The following is an 18,974-nucleotide window of genomic DNA, read 5'->3' on the forward strand; positions in this document are numbered from 1 at the left end:
ACTCGCGGTGCCCTCTATCTCTCTCCTTGACAGGGTCTGGCTCGAAGTGTTTGAAATAGCCTCGTGCGCCCGTAGCTCAATTGGATAGAGCATCGGACTTCGGATCCGAGGGTTGGGGGTTCAAGTCCCTCCGGGCGCACCACTGAATTACATAACGCGGCTGATGGGCACGCTGAAATATCAACGGTTTCGATTGATTCGTTGCCACCGGCTCCCGCCCGCACCCTTGTGTTGCATTCCCCCCGCAAAAGCTGCATAGATTTTCCATAGCTTGCGCATTAAAATAAAAAAGAGAGAAGGTTTATCGCGAAAAATGTTCTTGCCGAAAGAGGGGCAGGAGAGAAGCTGGTAAGGTATGATCAATCCGTGAGGTGAGTCCGGGCTTGGTCGTTCTGCTGTTTTTCCCCGAGTAGGGGAGTGTGAACATCCACCCGTGCGAATGCGGGTGGCAGCCTGGGTAGTGAGGAAGGAGAAATTATGAGCCCTGTACTGCATGATGTACGAGCGGGTTTCTTTCTCGTTGTCGGCCTTGCCATGCTCGCGTTCATTTGCGCGGTAGCGGCGTTGGGTACGGTGATGCGTCCTATTCGCTGGTCGGAACGGAACGGACACGGGTATTAGTTTTTTCTGCGCCTCACGTTCTTGGCCTCCCATCGGACGCCAGGGCAGTTGTACGTTTCCCCCACTTCCGCCTTTCGACGTTTGTCACTGCTAACTCCTTCATTCTTTCCAGTCCTGACAATTTTTCAAGTTATTGTAATTGCAGGGCTAGTTTTGCTTTCCCAAGACATTTTCCCATGCCCAGCCAATTTCGTATCTCCTGCTATAGTTAAATCAGTCAATTTGCTGTGGATTGTCGCGGTGCAGGGATGCAGGCATCTGTACTCAGGCGTAGCTTCTACTGCGCACGAGACAGGCGGCGACGGGATAGAGGCTTGAACGTTATTACATAGGAGAGAGCTATGAGCAGGAGAATCATTCACGCAAGCGGGATTGTCATCATGGGTATAGTCATGATGGTCAGCCAGGGGTGCAGTCTGAAGGCGCTTCAGTCCAATGGAGATTCCATAGCGGACTCGAAAGCCGGATCGTCAGCCGGGTCCGATGTGAACAATTGGAATGGAGAAGGGGTCAATCCGGACTTCCCCCAGAATTTTTCCGGTCTAGGGCAGGGGAATTCCAGCGGGGAGCTGAGCGGGTTTTCACAGAATCCCACCGAGGAGCGCCTCACGCAAGGCGGGTATAAGGCTTCGTTGTCTCCCTCTGACGTGAATGTGAGACGACGCGCTGAATTGACAAAGGAAGAGAAGGCCGCAATTGAAGCAGGCCTTCAGGATGTCTTTTACGGCTACGATCAATGGCAAGTCTCTGATGCGGGGATGGAGGCCTTAAATCGAGATGCCAGTTGGTTGAAGGATCATCCTGGGGCAGTGCTGAAAATCGAAGGTCATTGCGATGAGCGGGGAACCACTGATTACAACATGGTTCTCGGAGATAAACGGGCAAAAGCCGCGCAGGCGTATCTGTTGGAGACCGGGGTCAGCCCGAAACAGGTGGCCATCGTCTCATTCGGGAAGGAGCGTCCGTTCTGTTTCGATCACGCGGAATCCTGCTATCAGCAAAACCGGCGAGGGCACATGTTGTTGGGCACGAAAGAGTAGCGGGGCAGAAAGCCCTGCGACATCCGGCTCCCCCCTCATGCCTTCGGGGGAGCTGGACATCGTCGTCGCACCGCCACAAGAAGGTAGAGAACACCCATGGCCATTCACGCGTTCAAGAAGAGTGCCTCTTTGTTGAAGTCGGAGGTTCAAGTGCAGGGCCAGGAACCATCTTCTCCGCAGGACCGGCGAAGGCAACCGCGCTTTACCACGCAGTTCAGGAGTACGTTTTCTAAGAATCAGCATGAGGGTCAAGGTCGCGCCCTCGATCTTTCGATCGGGGGATGCAGGATCGAGAGCGAGGCTAACGCAGTCCAAGGCGCAACGTTCGAATGCCGGCTCCACATTCCGGACCTCGATTGGCCTCTGAGAATTGATGAAGCAACCGTCAGGTGGGTCGAGGGCCATACGTTTGGCCTTTCCTTTACCCGCATTCGTCCGGAGGAAAAAGCGAAGCTCCAGCAGCTGCTTGAAAGACTCGAGAAAGAATAATTCCTCGTATCGCCTCTTCCATATTTCTCTCTCGCCGTACTCCCGGCCCCTCAGGGGTTGCTCGCAGCCGTGTGATTCAGGCTGTGTGCGCCAATCGCGGGGGCGGCATTCGACAATTGAAAACCCGACCGACCGGTTCTTTGAGAAGGACTACCGATTGACACCGCCACTATCCGTGTCTCAAAGTAGCCCCACAAAGTCGGATGTCGAAGGCGGCGTTCCAGGTTTGTGAACACTTCCCGCGGCACTATATCCCTACGATGATTGAAAGGAGTCTGCAGTGGAGCAACGCTATGCCATTACGGTGAAATTCTTAGTCAACGCCGATTCAGCCGAAGATGCCGAGGAAATGATCGAAACCGCATGTGAGAAGGCCACCGCGTCATTTCCTGAAATGAGCTATGAGGGGATTGAAGATATCGAAGAGGAAGAAGAGGACTAGCGCCGGCTTGTTCTCGCCCGAATAGGCGAGGCGCACCTGACCGGTTTTTCGATCGACAATTATCATCTCGCGAGGAGGGAGAGGGCCTTGGTTAATGCCATAACCGAAATCGCAACCCTTGCCGGTGGCTGCTTCTGGTGCCTGGAGGCCGTCTATGATCAGGTAAAAGGGGTCCTCTCGGTCGAATCGGGCTATATCGGCGGGTCTGTCGAGAACCCGTCTTATGATGCGGTATGCGGTGGACGGACGGGGCATGCCGAGGCTGTTCGTGTCACCTATGATCCGAAGATCATTTCGTATCGGGAATTGCTGGAGATCTTCTTTGCGATTCATGATCCCACCACGTTGAATCGTCAGGGCAACGATGAAGGCACGCAATACCGTTCTGCCATTTTCTACCATTCACCGGAACAGCAGCAGCTGGCGGAAACGGTGAAGGCCGCGGTGGCAGGGGCGGGCACGTTTGCCCATCCGCTGGTGACGGAGATTGCTCCGGCCTCCACGTGGTACGAGGCTGAGCGGTATCATCAGGAGTACTTTGCCAGGAATCCTCTCCAGGGCTACTGTCAATTTGTGGTGGGCCCCAAAGTGGCGAAATTCAGAAAACAGTTTGTGGCGAAACTGAAGTCCTAGCCGATCCTGCTCCCCTTCTCATCTCCCCAGCAATCCGGCGAACCTGTCTTTGATCCCCGCCAGCGGGTCCGGCTTCTGAAATACCTGCTGTGTGGTCAGAAGTACCTCGGTATGGGCCCGGCAAAACGGCCACTCGATGGGTACATTGCCTTGTACTGTGGCGAGAATGGTGCCGTCAGGTCGATCGCCCGGAGGTTGCACAATGATGAGAGGGGTTCCGGGATCAAGAAGGCAGATCTCCACTTTATCGGGCGCCGGTGCGAGGTCATGGACAGACACGAGGGCGCGCTGATGGCCCTCGGAAAAAACCGTATCTCCCTCCCGCAGAGGGCCAGAAGGGGCCAGCGAATACAAGAGGAGCGGGGCAAGCAGGATGACCAAGACGGCGATGCCGATCGACCACAGTGGGGGTTCCGTTCGGTTGGGATCCGCTGGCGTGGGTGAATCGCTCACCGGGTCTCTCTGGCTGTGTTGCCCGTTCCGGCTGCCGAGCCCCCCAGGGCATCGCGGCCTGCTATGCCGGATGCGAATCCGCGTCCAGCCAGACATCTCCCTCACCGGCTCCATCAGCTGAGGCGTGAAGGCGCTGGAAATCGAACAGGCGCTGATCCATTAATAAAGAGGGGGCCACATTGGCAATGGCGGCGGCGACGCTGTCCGAGCTTCCCGGAGACCGGCTCTCCCAATCCCGGAGTAAGGTTTTCACTTCTTTCCGCTTCAGGTCTTCTTGAGAGCCGCAGAGGTCGCAGGGAATGATCGGGAATGCGCGGAGCTCGGCATACCGTGCCAGATCCGCTTCTTTCACAAAGGCCAGCGGGCGAATCACGAGATGGCGTCCATCCTTAGAGCGCAGCTTCGGCGGCATGGCTTTCAGTTTGCCGGTAAAAAAGAGATTCAAAAACAGCGTCTCATTGATGTCGTCGCGGTGGTGGCCGAGCGCAATTTTTGTCGCGCCCAGCTCAGTGGCGATGCGATAGAGATGACCCCGCCTGAGACGTGAGCAGAGTGAGCAGGTTGTCTGGCCTTCTGGAATGAGACGTTTCACGATCGAATAGGTATCGCGTGTCTCAATGTGAAACGGGATGCCTCGGCTGGTCAGATAATCGGGCAGGACATGAGCAGGGAAGCCCGGTTGTTTCTGGTCCAGGTTGACCGCCACGAGGTCGAAGTGAATCGGTGCTCGTTGTTGAAGCAGGAGCAGGATATCGAGCAGACCATAACTGTCTTTCCCCCCCGATAGGCAGACCATGACCTTGTCTCCCTCCTCGATGAGGCGATAGTCGGCAATCGCTTGCCCAACGAGACGGCAGAGCCGAGTCTGAAGTCTTTCCGTCTCTTGGTCCAGCTTGCCGGAGGGGGCAGTTTGCAGGGGAGCTGGTTGCATGGGGGCGATTGTACCCGCTCGCCTGAGCGCCTGTCGATGGAGCGCTCACAGGAACGTCGACCCGGATCGGCCAGCCATGCCGCTCGCAGTTCATTCTTGAACCGCCGGTGACAAACTTTTCCTCTTTTAAAGGCCGGGGGCTCCGCCTCTCCGGGCACCAGTAAAATCCCTGGCAGCTGGTATAGTTTCTTAAGAAAGATGGCGAAATGACGAGAAAGGAATAAGCGGTTGCGCGATGCAGCGAGCATTATCCGACAATACGAAGTCTCACACCCCCGGCCAGCTTGATCCCGAGTGGATGAACTGGTCTGACGAGCAGCTGCTCGACCTTCCGATGTGCCGGCTCAACCTGGAGATCAAAGGCAGCTTTCTTGAAGGACCGATCGCCGAGCTGGATCGAGAGTTGGAAGCCAGGAGACTGCTCTTTCGTCCGCACTATTGGCTCTCGAACGAGTGGTTTACGCCGGACGGGGTGCCGGGTATTGCCATCCCGTTTTATCTCGTCCATCCCCGGCTCGCGAAACTGGAGCTGGCGCAGATGCTTGAGGTGGAGGGAGGGACGCCTGAGTGGTGTCTTCGCATTCTGCGCCATGAAGCCGGGCATGCCATTGAGAATGCCTACGGCATCCGCCGCCGCCGGACCAGGCAATCCATCTTTGGAAAATCTTCCCAGGCCTATCCCAAGTACTATACCCCCCGGCCCTATAGCCGTAGCTTCGTCCGGCATCTCGATGTCTGGTACGCACAAAGCCATCCGGACGAAGACTTCGCCGAGACGTTCGCTGTCTGGCTGACGCCCGACTCGATGTGGGAAGAACGGTACTGTGGCTGGCCGGTCCTCAAGAAGCTCAGGTACGTGGACGCGCTGATGCAAGAGTTGGCGGGGGCTGCTCCAAAAGTCGTCACGCGAGAAGAGATCGATCCGCTGCCCAGTTTGCAGACCACGTTGCGAGAGCACTATGAGCACAAACGGAATCATTATGGCGTCGAGCGGTCGTCGTTCTACGACCCCGATCTGAAGCGTCTGTTTTCGGAGGCGCCGGCGCACGCGGGCAAACCCAACGCCGTGACCTTCCTCAACCGGTTTCGCCGGGAAGTGCGCCGCAAGGTGGCCAGCTGGACCGGTGAGTATCAATACACCATCGATCAGGTGCTGGAGGACATGATCCAGCGGTGCCGTCAATTGGGGCTCCATCTGACGGTACCGGAAGAACAGGCCAAGCTGGATTTCACCATTCTGCTGACGGTGCACACGATGAACTATCTGCGCAGTGGCCGACATCGGGTGGCGCTATGAGACGGCTCCGGATTCTCGTTCTGATGCATGAGGATCTGGTCCCGCCGGACGACATGGGCGGCCAGGATCTGACACGGGTTGAGTGGAAGACCGAATACGATGTGGTCTCGACTCTGAAGAAGCTGGGGCATGAGGTTCGCCCGCTTGGCGTCAAAAGCGACCTGGGTGTCATCCGGGCGGCCATTGAAGAGTGGCATCCGCACATCGCCTTCAACCTGCTGGAGGAATTCGACGGGGTGTCAATTTATGACCAGAATGTTGTGTCGTACCTCGAGTTGCTGCATGTGCCGTACACCGGCTGTAATCCCAGGGGGCTGATGTTGGCCCGGGATAAAGCCCTCACGAAGAAAGTCCTGTCCTTCCACCGGATTCCCTATCCCGATTTCATGGTGGTACCGCAAGGACGAAGCGTGAAGCGGCCAAAGGAACTGGTCTTTCCGCTGATCGTGAAGTCCATCAGCGAGGAATCGTCCCTGGGCATTTCTCAAGCGTCGATCGTCGAGGACGACGAAAAGCTCAGAGACCGGGTCGCCTTTATTCACCAGAGTGTCGGCACCGGGGCCTTGATCGAACAGTATATCGACGGGCGAGAATTCTATGTCGGGGTCATGGGAAACGGGCATCTCCAGGTCTTGCCGGTGTGGGAGCTCCTCATGGACAAGCTGCCGGAGGATGCGAAGCGCATTGCCACGCAGCGCGTCAAGTGGAGCAGGAAATATCAGGACAAGTATGAGATTCGTTCAGAAGAAGCGACCAATCTTCCCGAGGTAAAAGCCTGCGAGATTCAAGATCTGGCGAAGCGTGTATACCGTGCGCTCGGCCTCAGCGGCTATGCGCGCATCGACCTCCGCATGGATGCCGCAGGGAATGTCTATGTCCTGGAAGCGAATCCCAATCCACAAATTGCTCATGACGAAGACTTTGCCGATTCCGCCGAGAAAGCCCGCTATAGCTATAAAGATCTGCTCCAGGAACTCCTCAACGTCGGCCTCCGCTGGCAGCCGGCCAAGGCGGCCTAATCTTGCCAGGCCACTGTCGAAGCTAGGCGCCCGTTACGGGCCCCACCGGAATCCAAACATCAGGGCCACGCTGGCATGGTCATTTTCCGGCAAGGACGGCTGGAGTTGATCTCGTGCAGATTCACCATGAGGGTGGAGGGGAGGGCGATATTGTGACGGACCTGAGACTCAAGGGAGAGGCCGACGGGGCCATCCTAGCTGGTATCGTTCCGATCGATTTAGGAGGCTCCTGTGCCGCGATCCAAGTCTGCGTGGGCCAATCTGATGCCGGTGAAGGGCGCGAGGTTGAAGCCCTTGCTTAAACGGATGCGGTATTTCCCGCCGCCGGCACACGCAATCCGAAAGAGATTGCCTGTCGGGGCGATCTGCATCATCCGACCAATTGAAAATGCGCGATCAAGGTAGTACTCGAGATTGAGTCCCAAGGTAAAGACAGTGCCATCGACCGTTCCCGTGGTCAATCCGGGATCTCTCCCGAAGCCCCATCGATTGTCATCCGCCCGGGCTGGAACAATCAGCGTGGTCAGCAAGAGCAAGACGGCCAACGTCGGGTTTCTGAAGCGGCCGCAGGGAAGTGGTAGTGAAGCGGTGGCCCCGAGCATTGGGCGGGAAATCCAGCATAGCCTCCTGTGTCGGACAAGGGACTTGAGTGTGGAATTGCCGGTACAGTATTCTCCCTTCCTCAACGCTGATGTGGGTCTGGGGGAGAATCGCCGATGACACCGAAAGAAGCCGCAACGGCTCTCTTCAACGCCATGCCGCATCCCGTGACGGTTGATCAGATGCAGGAGTACGGCATCGAGGTCACCGAGGCCCAAGCTCGGCAGGTCGCCCGGGAAATCCTGTCGCTGAATCTCTACTGGATTCTCGCGGCGGTGGATGCTCATATCTTACAGAAGTATCGGGGGGTCATCGGCGAACTGCTCTTTGACGCGGTGACCGCGCAGTGGACCGCGGCGGACTTCGGACTGGGGGCATGGGCGGAGTATCGTCGGGAACTGGACGAGCGGCTTGGTCACTATTGCAAACTGATGGACGATCGGCTCAGTCCCATGGCGCTCTGTGCGGAGGCGGCGAACCTCTTGGAAGATCAGCGGGCCGTGTCTTCCGATGATCGGCAAAAGCTGCTGGTGTTGCTCATCGACTATGCCCCGGTTGATCAGTACGCTGCACTGCTCGACGACGTGCGCTAGGCGACCTCCCGCGATCAGAGATACCGGTGGGATAGAACCTTCCCCTGCCGGTCGAGCTCGTACAGGAGCGGGGCGCCGGTCGGGATGTTCAGCTCCAACACCTGTTCCCTCGACAGTTGCTCCAGCTGCATTACCAGGGCGCGCAGGCTGTTGCCGTGGGCGGCGATGAGAATGGTCTCGTCCTTCAGGAGAAAGGGCTTAATTTTGCTCTCATAATAGGGCAACACCCGCTCGGCCGTATCCTTCAAGCTCTCTCCGCCCGGCGGCGGGACATCATAACTGCGTCGCCAGATCTTGACCTGTTCTTCGCCGTATTTCTTGGCCGTCTCGGCTTTATTGAGGCCCTGGAGGTCGCCATACATGCGCTCGTTCAGTGCCTGGTCTTTTTCGATGGGAATGTTGGTTTGTCCGATGACTTCCAGGGCCAGGCGTAGCGTTTCATTCGCCCGCGTCAGGACCGAGGTGAAGGCTCGATTGAAGGTGAAGCCGCGCAACTTGTTGCCGGCCTGCTGAGCTTCTTGAATTCCCCGGGGAGAGAGCGGCACATCGACCCACCCCGTAAACCGGTTTTCCAGATTCCATTGTGATTCACCGTGACGCAGTAAGACCAAGCGGGCCATGAATCTCTCCTTCTTCTCGACAAAACCACCTGAACCTGGCCCAAGAATACTGGAATGGTTCGTCAAGTCAAGCGGTTGCTTTCGCCTGTTCTCGGCAGTACCATGTCGCGCGATCCTCTCCACGCGGAAATCAACAACCCATGACGATGCCCTCAGCCCCTGACACCGATTGGCCTTTGCTGGAAGCCTGGTGGTGCGGGATGGCCACCCGATTGGCCGTGCTCGACCGCGCCCAGGAATTCTTCAGGGCGGTCCACGCCGGAAATCTGTTGGAGCGCATCGCCCAGATTGGCGGACAGGTGGATTATGTGTTGTTCGTGCTCATGCGGTATTGGGTGCCGACCGTTCTGCCGCCGCCGGGCCGCGAACGGCTGACCAAAAACGATCCGGATTACTGGCTGGAGTCCGAGCAGATCTTAAAGGCGGCCGCGAGCCGGCTTCGCGAGCTGAAACCCCTGATCGAACTGCTGACCACCCCGAGTCCGCTGTCCGATCCTGAGTCCGGGAAGCGAATCAGTGCCGCCCCGGTGGTCGAAGTCGAATTGGCCAACATGATCGAAGGGCTGGCTGAAGCGGCCGGGAGCTATGGCGGTCCGGACTACACATCCATTGTGAAGCAGTTCGATCCCGTTCCGCTGCGGCAGACGCAGCCATTCAAACACAACAAAAAGCACAGCGCCGAATTGTGGGTGGTGTTCCTGCTTCGTGAACATCTCAGAAGTCTCGGCCTGGGGAAAGACCGGTATTGGCCCCTTGTCGCGCCGTTGTGTGCTGCGGCCGGGATACTACAGCCCAATGGCCAACCCTACCCGCCCGATGAGCTCAAATCCTGGTGGCAGAAAAATTGGCCGCGCACCTATCAACAGTTGGGGCAGAAGCAAGAGGCCGCCGATTCCGGCGGCGCCGCGTATGAGCAGGATTTTCTGTGGTTCCAAGCGTGGATCGGGTGGCAGCGGGAGCGCGGTTAGGTCGATTTTTTCAGCTCAGGTGCGCGGGCGGCCCTACGTGGAGAGCATCGAAGCCGGTTTGGCGGGGGGGGGGAGCACCTTGTCCCCTTCCGGCGGGCCGTCCTGGATTATCTTCATGAGGCCGGCGAGGGCGAGCACGTAGAGCGCAATGCCTACGTAGATCACGTACGGTTGCACTCCACCGGATTCTTTGAGCGCCGCCTCCTGCGCGGCCGGATTCAATTTTCCGGTTTTCTTGATCTCCGCAATCCCTTCTCTGCAGTGCCAGTAGTACAGGTAGTTGGCCGTGGCTCCGGCCATGATGCTCCAGACGAGGCTCCCGCTGATATCGCCGGTGAGATAGCTGGAGACCATCGGGCCGATGGCATAGACAAAGGCATGGAGATACATCTTGCGGTAGAGAAACCAGAGAAACGAAATGTAGAGAAAGGCCGGCCAGTTCCAGCTGAGGGCGAATTTCGGTTTGCCGTTTGAGGAGAATTTCTTGAACTGCCCCAGGTAATGGTCCGCATGCGGGCCGATGAATTGGCGCCACAGATCCTGGTCGGATGCCTGGGTATAGGCCGGATCCTCTGGCGTCGCCTCGGCGGGCGGGTTCGCCGCCGGGCCGTTGGCTGTGGCGGGGCTTAGCGCTGCGCCGCATTGGGCGCAATAGTTTGCATCGTCGGCGTTCGGTTGTTGGCACTGGCGACATGACGGCATGACGGCAGAGCTTACCACACTTGGATAAAGAGCTGACGGCTTATCGTGTAGGGCTCTCTTTTCGAAGCGGGCGGTCTGCCAAAGTCCCCGCCCGACTACAAGGTTTCCCGCGATCAGAGATCATCTCCATCATCCGTTGATGTTCGACAGGCCGTCCCTCGCACTTATTGCTTTCAAGTCAACCCTATGCTAACTTTCCCCTTCTTTCTTAAGGGGATACGTCTGTCATGCCAACTGAAGAACTCAAGGACGGTGCTGCCAAGTATCTGATGCAAACCTATGCGCGTCAGCCGATTTCCATCGTGCGGGGCCGCGGCTCCAAAGTCTATGACATGGAAGGCCGGGAATACATCGACTGTGTCGGTGGGATTGCGGTCAATATCCTCGGCCACGGCCATCCGGATTTGGTGCAGGCCATTCAACGTCAGGCCGCGCAGCTCATCCATGTCTCGAATCTCTATTACACCGAGCCGCAAGTGAAACTGGCGCAGATGCTGGTCGATCACTCCTTTGCCGACCGCGTCTTCTTCTGCAACAGCGGAGCAGAGGCGAATGAAGCGGCGATCAAGCTCGCCCGGCGCTACGGCCACGAGAAACATGGAGCCGACCGGTTTGAGATCATCACCATGAAGAATTCCTTCCATGGCCGGACGATGGCGACGCTCACCGCCACCGGTCAGGAGAAAGTACAAAAGGGATTCGAGCCGCTGGTGCCGGGGTTTGTGTATGCCCCGTTCAACGATTTTCCCGCGATCGAGAGCCTGGTCACGGACAAGACCACGGCGATCATGCTGGAGCCGATTCAGGGTGAAGGAGGCGTGCACGTCGCGGAGACGGGCTATCTCAAGAGCCTCAGAGAATTGTGCACGCAGCGAGACATCCTGCTGATTTTCGATGAAGTGCAAACCGGCATGGGCCGCACCGGCACGCTGTTCGCGTACGAGCAGCTGGGGGTGGAGCCGGACATTATGACCCTGGCCAAGGGGCTTGGCGGCGGCATGCCGATCGGCGCGTGTCTGGCGAAGGAGGCAGTCGCCGCGGTCTTCACGGCGGGCACGCACGCGTCGACGTTCGGGGGAAATCCATTGGCCTGCGCTGCCGGACTGGCCGTGTGTCGGGTACTCATTGAAGGCCGCATACTCGATCAGGCACGACGGATGGGGGAATATCTCTTGAAGGGCCTGGCGGACGTCAAAGACCGCCATCGGGTCGTTCGGGACGTCCGGGGGCTTGGTTTATTGCAGGGGATGGAATTGGATATCGACGCCAAGGCGGTTGTCGCGGATTGTCTGGCTCGCGGGGTACTGGTGAATGCGACCAGCGAGCGGGTGTTGCGTTTCGTGCCCCCGTTGATCATTACTCAGCGCGAGATCGATCGGGTGCTGGAGATACTCTCGGCCATTTTTAATCAGCGGGCCATCGCTGAAAAGGATACGCACCACTGACATGGCGACGAAGCGGCCGAAACAGAAGCGTGCATCGGGGTATGCCAAGGACCTGTTGGATGTGGCGACTATGCCACGGATGCAGGTCGATGAGTTGCTTCGTCTTGCGGCGGCGTTGAAGGCGAAGCACCAGCGGGGTACGGCGCATTCGTTGCTGGCGGGGAAAACCCTGGGGCTCCTCTTTCAGAAGCCCTCGACGCGGACGAGGGTCTCGTTTGAGGCCGGGATGAATCAGCTGGGCGGTCATGCCCTGGTCCTGCCGGTGGGGGAGATCCAGCTGTCGCGCGGCGAAAGCGTGGCGGATACGGCGCGGGTGTTGTCGCGGTATCTTGACGGCATCGTCATTCGCACGTACGACCATGCCATCGTGCAGGAGTGGGCTGCGGAGTCCACAATGCCCGTGATCAACGGATTAACAGACCTGAGCCATCCCTGCCAGGCCCTTTCGGACTTGATGACGATCAAGGAAAGAAAAGGGCGCTTCAAAGGCCTGAAGGTTGCCTACGTGGGGGATGGCAATAATGTGGCGAACTCGTTGATCGAAGCAGCCGCTAAAGTCGGGATGCAGATCGCCCTCGGCTGTCCCGCAGGCTATCAGCCTGACCAGCATGTGGTGGATCGGGCCCGGCTGGAAGCCGCCCGCACGGGCGCCGCTATCGAGGTGTGCGTCGATCCGCAGATCGCCGTGAAAGAAGCCGACGTCGTCTATACCGACGTCTGGATCAGTATGGGACGTGAGCGGGAGCAGGCCCGGCGCTTGAGAGCGTTGTCGCCCTATCAGCTGAACGGTCGGTTGCTTCAGAAGGCCAAGCCGGACGCCATCGTGATGCATTGTCTGCCGGCGCACCGCGGAGAAGAAATCACGGCCGAGGTGCTCGATGGGCCGCAGTCCGTCGTCATCGATCAAGCGGAGAATCGGCTCCATATGCAGAAAGCCATTTTGGTTCAGTTGCTGAGACAGAAGAAAGGCAGGGCGTAACCGGTCATCATGAAACAGACATCGATCAAGAAGATTGTCCTTGCGTATTCCGGCGGGCTCGACACCTCCGTCATTTTGAAGTGGCTGCAGGAAACCTATCAGGCTGAAGTGATCGCGTTTTGCGCCGACCTCGGCCAGGGTGAAGATCTGCAGGCGATCAAGGCGAAGGCGAAAAATCTCGGAGTGAAGAAGGTCTACCTCGAGGATCTGCGCGAGACGTTTGTGAAGGACTATGTGTTCCCGATGCTGCGCGGGAACGCAATGTACGAAGGCTGCTATCTGCTGGGGACGTCGATCGCCCGTCCGCTGATCGCCCGCCGCCAGGCCGAGATCGCCTTAAAGGAAGGCGCTGAGGCGGTGTCGCACGGTGCGACCGGGAAGGGCAACGACCAGGTGCGGTTCGAGCTGACATACATGGCGCTGGCTCCCGGTCTGAAGATTATCGCGCCTTGGCGGGAGTGGAGCCTCCGGTCGCGGCGAGAATGTATCGAGTATGCCGATCGGCATGGGATTCCCGTGACGGCGACGAAAGCGAAGCCCTACAGCATGGACTTGAACCTCTTTCATGTGAGCTACGAGGGGGGCATTCTCGAAGATCCTTGGAAGTCACCGCCGGATGAAATTTTCCAGATGACGGTGTCTCCCGAGAAGGCGCCGAACAAGCCGCTGGAAGTGGAAATCGAGTATGAGCAGGGCAACCCGGTCGCCGTTGACGGCAAGAGAATGAGCCCGGCCAAGCTACTTGCGCATCTGAATAAATTGGGCGGAGCGCACGGGGTCGGGCGCGTCGATCTGGTCGAGAACCGGTACGTAGGAATGAAATCGCGCGGGGTGTACGAAACGCCGGGCGGGACGATCCTGCATGTGGCGCATCGCGGACTCGAATCGCTCACGATGGATCGCGAAGTGCTGCACTTCCGCGACAGCCTGATTCCGCGGTTCGCCGACCTGATTTACAACGGCTACTGGTTCAGTCCGGAACGGGAAATGATCCAGACGGCCATCGACGAAGCGCAAAAGGATGTCTCGGGCACGGCGCGCGTCAAGTTGTACAAGGGCAGCTGCACCCTGGCCGGCCGTAAGTCCAAGAACTCGCTATACCGGCTGGACATCGCGACGTTTGAAGAAGATGACGTGTACAACCAGAAAGACGCCGAAGGGTTTATTCGCTTGAACGCATTGAGACTGAAAATCCGGGCACAGAGGCGGAAAGCGAAGTCCTGATGGCCAGTCGGAAATCCGGCAAAGCAGCGGGGAACAAGCCGAGCAAGGCGTGGGCCGGACGGTTTCGCGAGCAGACGAACCGGCTGGTCGAAGCCTTCACGCGGTCTGTGGCGGTTGATCGGCGGCTGTATGCGCACGATATTCAAGGGAGCATCGCCCATTGCCGCACTCTGGCGAAGGCGGGCGTGCTCACCAGGCGGGAGACGGCGACCATCGCCAAAGGGTTGCAGTCGGTGTGTCGCGAACTGGAACAGGACCGTTTCCGGTTTCTCCCGGAGGATGAAGACATTCATATGGCGATTGAGCGGCGGCTGACCGAATTGATCGGTCCGCTGGGCGGCAAGCTCCATACGGGGCGGAGCCGGAACGATCAAGTTGCGTTGGACATCCGTCTGTACCTGCGGGATGAGGTCAAGGCCCTCATCGGGCGATTAACCGAATTTCAACGGGTCTTGGTGGCGCAGGCGCAGGCGCATGAGAATGTGCCGATGCCGGGCTATACGCATCTGCAGCGTGCCCAGCCGGTGCTGTTCGCGCATCATCTTCTCGCGTATGTCGAGATGTTTGAGCGCGACAAGGGACGGCTTGACGATGCGCACGTGAGATTGAACGTCATGCCGCTGGGGTCCGGCGCATTGGCTGGATCCAACTACCCGGTGGATCGGCTCTATACGGCGTCGTTGCTGGATTTTCCGGCCGTGACGCAAAACAGTCTTGATGCCGTCTCGGATCGGGACTTCATGATCGAAGTCTCATCGGCGCTGGCCGTGGTCATGATGCATCTCTCGCGGATGAGCGAGGAGCTGATCATCTGGTCCACCCAGGAGTTTCACTTCGTCGACTTGCCGGACGGGTTTTGCACGGGCAGCAGCATGATGCCGCAGAAGAAAAACCCCGATGTGCCTGAATTGGTGCGCGGGAAAACCGGGCGCGTCTACGGACACCTGATGAGCCTGATGACGACCTTGAAGGCGTTGCCCCTCAGCTATAACCGGGACCTCCAAGAAGATAAACCTGCGCTCTTTGACGCGCTTGATACCACCCGGGATTCCGTGGCGGTGATGACGGAGCTGATGCGTCGGTTGAGGGTCGACCGGGAAGCTCTGACGCGGGCCCTCACAGGCGGAGGCATGCTGGCCACGGAGATCGCTGACTATTTGGTGACCAAGGGTGTACCATTCCGGGAAGCCCATGCGATTACCGGCCGCGTGGTCCGCTGGGCGCTCGATGAGGGACGGGAGTTGTCTGATCTGTCCGTCGAAGATCTGCTTGCGTTTTCTCCCCGGTTCGAAAAGTCGGTGCTGGAGCGATTGACAGTGCAGGGGGCGATTGACCGGAAGGCGCAGATCGGCGGAACCGCACGAGAACAGGTGGCCCGCCGCATCAAGGAACTGACGAAAAGGCTGGCATGAGGCGGTTCGGATATACCCTCGTCCCATTGGGCATTCTGCTGACCGGAGTGCTGGAGGGCTGCGGAGTCGTCGGTCCGCCTATTCCCCCGGAGGACGTGGGGGTGGCTTCGACGATTGCCCGGCAGAAAAAGGCGCAAGACAGCCAGAGCCAGGCCGGCGAACAAAAACAGAACACCGAGACTCCGGAGACGGGGGAGGAGCCCCGTCTGGGGCCGCCGGGACAAGACGAAGAGTTGCCGCCATTGCGGCCGGTGGGGGGCAGGTAGAGAAGGGAAGGCAGAATTCCGGGCAGCGGGAAGATCCCCGCCACGACCAGGAGGGATGCACGATGGATTTGATTCAGCTGGGACGGGTCAGTCCTCCGGAAACGACTGCGGCGCAACGACGCCTGTTGCTGGTAGATCCCTATCCTCGTAACAACCCCTACCACCTGACTGCCGCAGAGCGTCGCGCCGTCTGGTTCCCCAAACTGAGTCTGCCTACAATCGCGGCGTACACGCCGGAGCATTGGGACATCGATCTTGTTGACGAAGCCGTGCAGGACATCGATTTCGATCATCCTGCCGAGATGGTCGGGTTGTCCATCATGACCTGTTACGCGCCACGGGCCTATGAAATTGCCGCGGAGTTTCGCAAGCGGGGAAAGACGGTGGTCATGGGCGGTGTCCATCCCACCTACTGTCCTGAAGAAGCGCTCCGCCACTGTGACACGATTGTGTGCGGCGAGGCCGAAGATCTCTGGCCTGAATTAGTGGCGGACTATGAAGCGGGCCGGATGAAGCGCGAGTACCGGATGACGTCGTTTCCCTCGTTGGACAATTACAAGAGCCCGCGCGTCGAACTGCTCAGTCCCGATGCCTACATGACGCGGCAATGCAGCTTCACTACGCGCGGCTGTCACTTTGATTGTGAGTTTTGCAGTGTCTCTCCGTTCAACGGGAAAACGACCCGACGCCGCCCGGTACAGGAGGTTGTGCGTGAACTTGTGCGGGTCAAGCACTGGGTACGGAGCGAATTGATCGAGCGCATCTGTACGGAATCGCTCTGGCAGGCCTTGAAGACGGGGCTTAAGATCCGGGTCGGGATTGAGGACGGGTCGATCGTGGCATTCGTCGACGATCTGCACAATAGCAATCGCGCCTACTGCCGGGAATTGTGGGCGGCGTTGAAACCCTTGAACATCAAGTGGGGATGTCAATCGACCCTGTTTCTTGGCGACGACGAGGAGATGGTCAAGCTCGCGGCAGACAGCGGATGCGTGTCGGTGTTCGTCGGGATGGAATCGCTCGACGAAGAGAGTCTCGACGAAACGAACAAGCCGTTTAACCGGGTGCACAAGTTTTCCCAAGAGATCAAGATGTTCCACGATCACGGGATCATGGTGAATCCGGGGATTGTGTTCGGATTCGACAACGACGACGAATCCGTTTTCGAGCGGGCCGTGGAATTCCTCACGGCCAACCGTGTCGAGTTGGCGTATTTCAACGTCTTGACGCCGTTGCCGGGCACCGCGCTGTTTGATCGCTACGAAAAGGCCGGCCGTATTTTCGATCGGGATTGGGCCAAATACGACGGGAAGCATGTGGTGTTCCAACCCAGCCGGATGAGTCCGGAGCAGCTGCAGGAAGGGTTCCATTGGGCGAATCACCAGTTCTATTCGTTGCCGAATATCTGGCATCGGCTGGCGGGCACGAAACAGCGGTTCATCGCCCGGTGGGAAATGAACCGCGAGTTCAGGAAACTGGTAAAGCGGGCCTGTCCGAAAGGAAGCCTGTCACCTGTCGCCAAGGTACTCAAGAATCTTCAGGCCAAGCTGCCGACTTTCGACACGGAGCATCTGATCCCGAGCGCGCTGCATGCAATCAAGCAGCGGCTTGATCAGAAGCCCTCGGGACAGGGCTTGGTCCTGAATATCAAGGCCAAGCGGCATGACAAGTTTGCGGCCTTGTTCGTCGATCTTGAAGGCGCCCTTGATATGATGAGCGCGCAAGAGTTGATCCGGCGTATCAAGGACGCCACGGACAAGGCGCGAATGGATGTAATCGTCAATTTCGAGCATCTCAAACAGGCGACCCCTGAGGCACTGAAGGCGTTGATGGATGGCGAGGCCATCAAGACGGCCGTTCCCCATGTTAAAGTTCGATACCGGAAGTTTCGAGATGCGTTCGAGACCTCGCTGCAAGGGTTCTCGCTGTCCGGGATCGAGTTACTAAACGAGGATTTTCAAGATGCATGATTTTGTCTATCGTGAGGGTGAGCTCTATTGCGAGCAGGTTCCGGTCAGCCGGATCGTCAAAGAGGTGGGCACGCCCTGTTACGTCTATAGTTATTCCACGCTGGTGCGGCATTTCCGCGCCTATGACAGCGCCTTCAAAAACATTCCGCACATCATCGCCTTCGCGATGAAGTCGAACTCCAATCTGGCCATTTTGAGCCTGATGGCCAAGGAAGGCAGCGGGGTGGACATTGTGTCCGGCGGCGAGCTCTATCGGGCGCTGAAAGCCGGCGTGTCTCCGTCGAAGATCGTGTTTGCCGGCGTCGGCAAGAATCCCGATGAAATCCGGGATGCGCTCAAGGCCGATATTCTCATGTTCAATGTCGAATCCTCGGCGGAGCTGCGGGCGATCAACGATGTGGCCGCGTCCGTGGGATGCCGCGCGCGGGTGGCGCTGAGGATCAATCCGGACATCGATCCGAAGACGCATCCGTATATTTCGACCGGCTTGAAAAAGAGCAAGTTCGGGATTGCTGCGGACCGGGCGTTGGAGGAATTCAAGCTGGCGTCATCGCTGAAACATATTGAGGTCGTGGGGGTTCATAAGCACATCGGCTCGCAATTGACCGAGGTCACGCCGTTCGTCGAGGCGTTGAAGAAGGTCCTCAAGCTCGTCGAACTGCTGAAGCAGGACGGCATTAATATTCAGTACATCAATATCGGCGGCGGTCTGGGCATCACCTATTCGGATGAAACCCCGCCCCTGCCTCAAGAATTGGCCGACGCGATTTCGCCGCTCATCCGCGATCTCAAGGTGACGCTCATCATGGAGCCGGGCCGGGTTATCGTGGGCAATGCGGGAATCCTGGTCACGAAGGCGCTCTATCTGAAGGAAGGGGAAGCCAAAAGCTTTGTGATCGTGGATGCGGCGATGAATGATTTGATCCGCCCCAGCCTGTATGGGGCCTATCATGAAATCCGTCCGGTTCTCGAAGCTGCCGGCCACCGGCCGAAGCATCAGGTCGATGTCGTGGGACCGGTCTGCGAGTCCGGTGATTTCCTCGCCAAAGATCGTTCGCTGGCCGAGGTGAAGCCGGGCGAAGCGTTGGCGGTCATGAGCGCGGGTGCCTATGGATTTGTCATGTCTTCCAACTACAACTCCCGGCCGCGTGTGCCCGAAGTGCTGGTGAAAGATGGGGAGATTCATGTCATTCGGGCGCGGGAAACGTTTGACGATTTGGTCAAGGGCGAGACGATTCCAGGATTTTTGAAATAGCGAATTGACACGGGG

The 18,974-nt window shown here is 58.2% G+C and carries 21 protein-coding genes and 1 tRNA gene; 17 read left to right on the forward strand and 5 right to left on the reverse strand.

Translation table 11 applies throughout. The features are described 5' to 3' along the window. Positions 1-65 precede the first annotated feature (65 nt). From ACO9S2_RS09225 to msrA, 6 genes are all read left to right on the forward strand, one after another. A tRNA-Arg gene (locus ACO9S2_RS09225) sits at positions 66-142 on the forward strand. A 335-nt stretch (positions 143-477) separates the two neighbouring features. Beyond that, positions 478-621, forward strand: coding sequence for a hypothetical protein (locus tag ACO9S2_RS09230; RefSeq protein WP_423721712.1), 144 nt, complete (start codon positions 478-480; stop codon positions 619-621). Positions 622-962: 341 nt separating this feature from the next. Next, positions 963-1,661 carry an OmpA family protein gene (locus tag ACO9S2_RS09235; RefSeq protein ID WP_423721713.1) on the forward strand — a complete coding sequence of 233 codons (699 nt, stop codon included), beginning with the start codon at positions 963-965 and terminating at the stop codon, positions 1,659-1,661. Positions 1,662-1,757: 96 nt separating this feature from the next. Next, on the forward strand, positions 1,758-2,150 hold the full coding sequence (locus ACO9S2_RS09240) for a PilZ domain-containing protein (protein ID WP_423721714.1): 393 nt from the start codon (positions 1,758-1,760) through the stop codon (positions 2,148-2,150). Positions 2,151-2,430: 280 nt separating this feature from the next. Next, positions 2,431-2,592: a hypothetical protein gene (locus ACO9S2_RS09245; RefSeq protein ID WP_423721715.1), complete on the forward strand. Its 162-nt coding sequence runs from the start codon at positions 2,431-2,433 to the stop codon at positions 2,590-2,592. Positions 2,593-2,679: 87 nt separating this feature from the next. Continuing rightward, positions 2,680-3,225 (forward strand): peptide-methionine (S)-S-oxide reductase MsrA, encoded by a 546-nt coding sequence (gene msrA / locus ACO9S2_RS09250; protein ID WP_423721716.1) that lies wholly within the window; start codon positions 2,680-2,682, stop codon positions 3,223-3,225. An 18-nt stretch (positions 3,226-3,243) separates the two neighbouring features. Here msrA and ACO9S2_RS09255 read toward each other — a convergent pair whose 3' ends face one another. Both ACO9S2_RS09255 and ttcA read right to left on the reverse strand, forming a co-directional pair. Beyond that, positions 3,244-3,678 (reverse strand): hypothetical protein, encoded by a 435-nt coding sequence (locus ACO9S2_RS09255; RefSeq protein ID WP_423721717.1) that lies wholly within the window; start codon positions 3,676-3,678, stop codon positions 3,244-3,246. A 61-nt stretch (positions 3,679-3,739) separates the two neighbouring features. Beyond that, positions 3,740-4,609 (reverse strand): tRNA 2-thiocytidine(32) synthetase TtcA, encoded by an 870-nt coding sequence (gene ttcA / locus ACO9S2_RS09260; protein ID WP_423721718.1) that lies wholly within the window; start codon positions 4,607-4,609, stop codon positions 3,740-3,742. 235 nt (positions 4,610-4,844) lie between these two features. Between ttcA and ACO9S2_RS09265 the strand changes: the two genes are divergently transcribed. Beyond that, positions 4,845-5,906, forward strand: coding sequence for a putative zinc-binding metallopeptidase (locus ACO9S2_RS09265; protein WP_423721719.1), 1,062 nt, complete (start codon positions 4,845-4,847; stop codon positions 5,904-5,906). Next, positions 5,903-6,925: a D-alanine--D-alanine ligase family protein gene (locus tag ACO9S2_RS09270; RefSeq protein WP_423721720.1), complete on the forward strand. Its 1,023-nt coding sequence runs from the start codon at positions 5,903-5,905 to the stop codon at positions 6,923-6,925. Before ACO9S2_RS09265 ends, ACO9S2_RS09270 begins: the two co-directional genes overlap by 4 nt. A 218-nt stretch (positions 6,926-7,143) precedes the next feature. Here ACO9S2_RS09270 and ACO9S2_RS09275 read toward each other — a convergent pair whose 3' ends face one another. Next, on the reverse strand, positions 7,144-7,470 hold the full coding sequence (locus ACO9S2_RS09275) for a hypothetical protein (RefSeq protein WP_423721721.1): 327 nt from the start codon (positions 7,468-7,470) through the stop codon (positions 7,144-7,146). A gap of 171 nt (positions 7,471-7,641) precedes the next feature. Here ACO9S2_RS09275 and ACO9S2_RS09280 point away from each other — a divergent pair, with 171 nt between their 5' ends. Next, complete coding sequence (locus tag ACO9S2_RS09280) at positions 7,642-8,118, forward strand: hypothetical protein (RefSeq protein WP_423721722.1); 477 nt, start codon at positions 7,642-7,644, stop codon at positions 8,116-8,118. A 14-nt stretch (positions 8,119-8,132) separates the two neighbouring features. On the opposite strand, the gene ACO9S2_RS09285 is transcribed toward ACO9S2_RS09280, so the two are convergent. Further along, a complete protein-coding gene (locus ACO9S2_RS09285) occupies positions 8,133-8,738 on the reverse strand; it encodes a 2,3-bisphosphoglycerate-dependent phosphoglycerate mutase (protein ID WP_423721723.1) in 606 nt (201 codons plus the stop codon). Positions 8,739-8,878: 140 nt separating this feature from the next. On the opposite strand from ACO9S2_RS09285, the gene ACO9S2_RS09290 reads away from it, so the two are divergent. Next, entirely contained in the window at positions 8,879-9,706 is an 828-nt protein-coding gene (locus tag ACO9S2_RS09290; RefSeq protein WP_423721724.1) for a hypothetical protein, read from the forward strand. A 33-nt stretch (positions 9,707-9,739) separates the two neighbouring features. Here the strand turns inward: ACO9S2_RS09290 and ACO9S2_RS09295 are convergent, their stop codons facing one another. Next, a complete protein-coding gene (locus ACO9S2_RS09295; protein ID WP_423721725.1) occupies positions 9,740-10,408 on the reverse strand; it encodes a DUF2628 domain-containing protein in 669 nt (222 codons plus the stop codon). A 227-nt stretch (positions 10,409-10,635) separates the two neighbouring features. On the opposite strand from ACO9S2_RS09295, the gene ACO9S2_RS09300 reads away from it, so the two are divergent. From ACO9S2_RS09300 to lysA, 7 genes are all read left to right on the forward strand, one after another. Further along, complete coding sequence (locus tag ACO9S2_RS09300) at positions 10,636-11,853, forward strand: acetylornithine transaminase (protein WP_423721726.1); 1,218 nt, start codon at positions 10,636-10,638, stop codon at positions 11,851-11,853. A 1-nt stretch (position 11,854) separates the two neighbouring features. Further along, on the forward strand, positions 11,855-12,832 hold the full coding sequence (argF, locus tag ACO9S2_RS09305; RefSeq protein WP_423721727.1) for an ornithine carbamoyltransferase: 978 nt from the start codon (positions 11,855-11,857) through the stop codon (positions 12,830-12,832). Positions 12,833-12,841: 9 nt separating this feature from the next. Beyond that, on the forward strand, positions 12,842-14,056 hold the full coding sequence (locus tag ACO9S2_RS09310) for an argininosuccinate synthase (protein ID WP_423721728.1): 1,215 nt from the start codon (positions 12,842-12,844) through the stop codon (positions 14,054-14,056). Further along, positions 14,056-15,468: an argininosuccinate lyase gene (gene argH, locus ACO9S2_RS09315; RefSeq protein WP_423721729.1), complete on the forward strand. Its 1,413-nt coding sequence runs from the start codon at positions 14,056-14,058 to the stop codon at positions 15,466-15,468. Before ACO9S2_RS09310 ends, argH begins: the two co-directional genes overlap by 1 nt. Continuing rightward, the gene (locus ACO9S2_RS09320; RefSeq protein ID WP_423721730.1) at positions 15,465-15,734 is read left to right on the forward strand and encodes a hypothetical protein; all 270 of its coding nucleotides are present in this window, start codon (positions 15,465-15,467) and stop codon (positions 15,732-15,734) included. Before argH ends, ACO9S2_RS09320 begins: the two co-directional genes overlap by 4 nt. A 62-nt stretch (positions 15,735-15,796) precedes the next feature. Continuing rightward, positions 15,797-17,704, forward strand: coding sequence for a B12-binding domain-containing radical SAM protein (locus ACO9S2_RS09325; RefSeq protein WP_423721731.1), 1,908 nt, complete (start codon positions 15,797-15,799; stop codon positions 17,702-17,704). Next, a complete protein-coding gene (gene lysA, locus ACO9S2_RS09330; RefSeq protein WP_423721732.1) occupies positions 17,697-18,959 on the forward strand; it encodes a diaminopimelate decarboxylase in 1,263 nt (420 codons plus the stop codon). Before ACO9S2_RS09325 ends, lysA begins: the two co-directional genes overlap by 8 nt. The last annotated feature ends 15 nt before the right edge of the window (positions 18,960-18,974 follow it).

The sequence above is a fragment of the Nitrospira sp. NS4 genome, from assembly GCF_049546785.1.
Taxonomy (GTDB): Bacteria; Nitrospirota; Nitrospiria; order Nitrospirales; family Nitrospiraceae; genus Nitrospira_D.